This window comes from Synechococcus sp. W60.3 (assembly GCF_047502615.1).
In the GTDB taxonomy this organism is placed as follows: domain Bacteria; phylum Cyanobacteriota; class Cyanobacteriia; order Thermostichales; family Thermostichaceae; genus Thermostichus.
In genome coordinates this window covers 1-2,872 of record NZ_JANSHJ010000067.1, presented here as the reverse complement: position 1 = coordinate 2,872, position 2,872 = coordinate 1, and the positions used below count along the sequence as shown (strand labels likewise).

Genomic DNA, 2,872 nt, shown 5'->3' with positions numbered 1-2,872 from the left:
TTTGCCAGCAAAACAGAGGCCTCCAAGCTCAATTTCCTCAAGGGATCCCCGGACAACTACCTCACCCAGCCCATCGTCCGCTACCTGCAAGCCCGCGGCGGCCAGGTTTACACCCGCAGAGGGGTCAGCCGCATTGAAGTCAGCAACTCTCCTCCCTACGCAGTAACCGGTCTGGTCTTGGCCAATGGCCAGCGGGTGGAAGCGGATGTGTACGTGTGTGCAACAGCCGTGGAAGGGGCGAAACGGCTGATCCCCCAGGTGTGGCGGCAGTGGCCCCAGTTCGACAACCTCTACAAGCTGGAATCCGTACCCGTGGCAACGGTGCAATTGCGCTTCGACGGCTGGGTGACGGAGCTGAAGGGCCGGGCCAAACGCGCCGCTGACCACCCGCAGCCAGTTGGCATCGACAACCTCCTCTACACCCCCGATGCCGATTTCTCCTGCTTTGCCGATCTGGCTCTCACCAGCCCCGCCGACTACTACAAACCCGGCCAGGGATCCCTGCTGCAGTGTGTGCTCACGCCGGGGGATCCCTTCATCTCCATGTCCAACGAACAAATTGCCCGGCACGTGCTGCGCCAAGTGCACGAGCTGTTTCCTTCGTCGCGGCAACTGAACATGACCTGGTACAGCGTCGTCAAGCTGGCCCACTCCCTCTACCGAGAAGCGCCAGGCATGGATCCCTATCGCCCGCACCAGAAGACCCCCGTGCCCAACTTCTTCTTTGCCGGCAGCTACACCGCCCAAGACTATATCGACAGCATGGAAGGGGCTACCCTCTCCGGCCACCTGGCCGCCCAGGCCATCCTGGCCGCCTGCCGGGATCCCCAGACGTCGGGGCAGTCGGTGAAGATTGCAGCAGGTAGAGCACCGTAAAAACGCCAATGCCCGCTAGGGGAGGTTGGAGGCGATCCCTTGCGGCCCCTTTCTCTTCACCGGCCTATGGCAGGGACACGCCAAGCGCGGCAGGCGGTTTTAGCGGGGCGGAACCGGCTGCCCGTTTGCCCCCCATCTGCACCTGAGCGGCCATCTCCCCCTCAGCGAATTGACTCTGGCGGGCCGAGCTCTTTTTCCTTACTATGCGGGGAAGAAGTAGGGTTGGGGATAGCTATGCAGGCGGTGATTTTGGCAGGGGGGCAAGGAACTCGCTTACGGCCGCTGACCTTGTGGCAACCGAAGCCTCTGCTGCCGTTGCTAGAGGTGCCTTTTTTACACTGGCTGATCGGGCGCTGCCGCCGGGCCGGCCTGACGGACATTTTGCTCAGCGTGGGGTATCTGGGCAGACAGATCGAGGCGGCTCTGGGAGATGGCACTGCTTGGGGGGTAAAGCTCCGCTACGTCGTCGAGGAGACGCCGCTAGATACAGCGGGAGCTTTGGTGCTGGCCCAACCCTACTTCAGCGGGGATCCCTTAGTGGTCTTCAATGCCGATATCCTCACCGATCTGGATTTATTAGATTTGATACACTGCCACCTGCAGAGCGGGGCCGTCGCCACCCTCACCCTCGCCCAGGTGGAGGACGTCACCGCCTACGGCCTGGTGGAGGTAGGGGAAGGGGGCCGGATCCAATCCTTTCGGGAAAAGCCCACTGCTGCCGAAGCCCTCACCCTCACCACCAACACCATCAACGCTGGTACCTATGTCCTCGATCCGGCTATTTTCAAAGACTACCCCAGCGGGGATCCCCTCAGCTTCGAGCAGCGTATCTTCCCCGACTTGCTGCGGCAGGGGCGACGGCTGCAAGCCTACCTGCACACTGGCTACTGGCGGGATCTGGGCACGCCGGCCAGCTACTACCACGGCCAACTGGACATTCTCCTGAGCCGGATGAGGGATTTCCCTCTCGAGGATGTGGAAGAACGGGCGCCAGGGGTATGGGTTCACAAGACCGCCGAGATCCACCCTGACGTTCAATTGCACGCGCCCTGCTACATCGGCGCTTACACGCGCTTGGGCTCCCAAGCTCAAGTCCCCGCCGGCACCATCCTCGGCAGCTACAGTTGGGTCAATGGATCCCTGCAGCCGGGGGCCTATGGGCCGGGCCTCCTGGTAGTCTAGGTTAAAGGCCAGTTAAGCGCCCAAGCCTCCACAACAGAGCCGGCCAAAGATGGAGCTACCGCAAAGCGGGGAACGCTGGGATCCCTATCTTGCCGCCGTAGCCGCCCGCTTCAACCGGGAGCTGGAGGTGCAGTTGGGTCGGGCCAGTTGGCAGCTTCCCCCCGACCTGGAACAGTTGCCCTTTTGGCAAGCCCAAAAGCGGGATCACCTCCAGGAACGCCTGGGGATCCCCTTTTGGCAATTGCGCGCCCCCAAAAAGCGGGAAGCCTGCTTGGATCTGGGCTGTGGAGTGAGTTTCCTGACCTATCCCTGGAACGATTGGCAGGCCTACTTTTACGGCCATGAGCTGAGCGGGGGGATCGTGCGCTTTGTGCGCTCGCGGGCACCGCAGCTTAACTCCAAGCTGTTCAAGTCGATGCAGCAGGGATCCGCCCATCACCTGGAAAACTACGGGCCAGAGCAGTTCGATCTGGCCATTGCTACAGGATTTTTGTACTACTACCCGATAGACTACTTTGACGCGGTTTGGGCAGAACTGAGGCGGGTGTTGCGTCCGGCTGCGCCAGTGATTATCGAAGTGGTCAATCCTGAGTCGGTGTGGGCCGAACAGTGGGGGTTGATTGAGCTCTTCAAAGGCAGCGAGCCGATTCTCACGCCCCTACAGGAGTGGGAGCGGCGCATCGCCGACTTGGGGGGCAAAATCCAGAAACAGGCCAGTGGCGAGCTATTTACCACCTATTGGATTCAGCGCAAGCAGTGACCTGATACATTTACGCTGAACACTGCTGAGCATTACTGCTCAGCGGTGAAGCGA

At 61.1% G+C, this 2,872-nt stretch carries 3 protein-coding genes; all 3 read left to right on the top strand.

Annotated features, from left to right (window positions below; translation table 11 throughout):
- Positions 1-876, top strand: an 876-nt coding sequence (locus tag NW846_RS12420) for an FAD-dependent oxidoreductase (protein WP_414516171.1), incomplete at its 5' end; no start/stop codon positions are given.
- Positions 877-1,110: 234 nt separating this feature from the next.
- Positions 1,111-2,058, top strand: coding sequence for a sugar phosphate nucleotidyltransferase (locus NW846_RS12415; protein ID WP_414348390.1), 948 nt, complete (start codon positions 1,111-1,113; stop codon positions 2,056-2,058).
- Positions 2,059-2,107: 49 nt separating this feature from the next.
- Positions 2,108-2,818 carry a class I SAM-dependent methyltransferase gene (locus tag NW846_RS12410; protein WP_011429562.1) on the top strand — a complete coding sequence of 237 codons (711 nt, stop codon included), beginning with the start codon at positions 2,108-2,110 and terminating at the stop codon, positions 2,816-2,818.
- Positions 2,819-2,872: the final 54 nt, after the last annotated feature.

What these genes read in the sequence shown, in the direction of transcription:
- NW846_RS12415 (WP_414348390.1), top strand. Translation starts at nt 1,111, where the DNA reads ATGCAGGCGGTGATTTTGGCAGGGGGGCAAGGAACTCGCTTACGGCCG.
- NW846_RS12410 (WP_011429562.1), top strand. Translation starts at nt 2,108, where the DNA reads ATGGAGCTACCGCAAAGCGGGGAACGCTGGGATCCCTATCTTGCCGCC.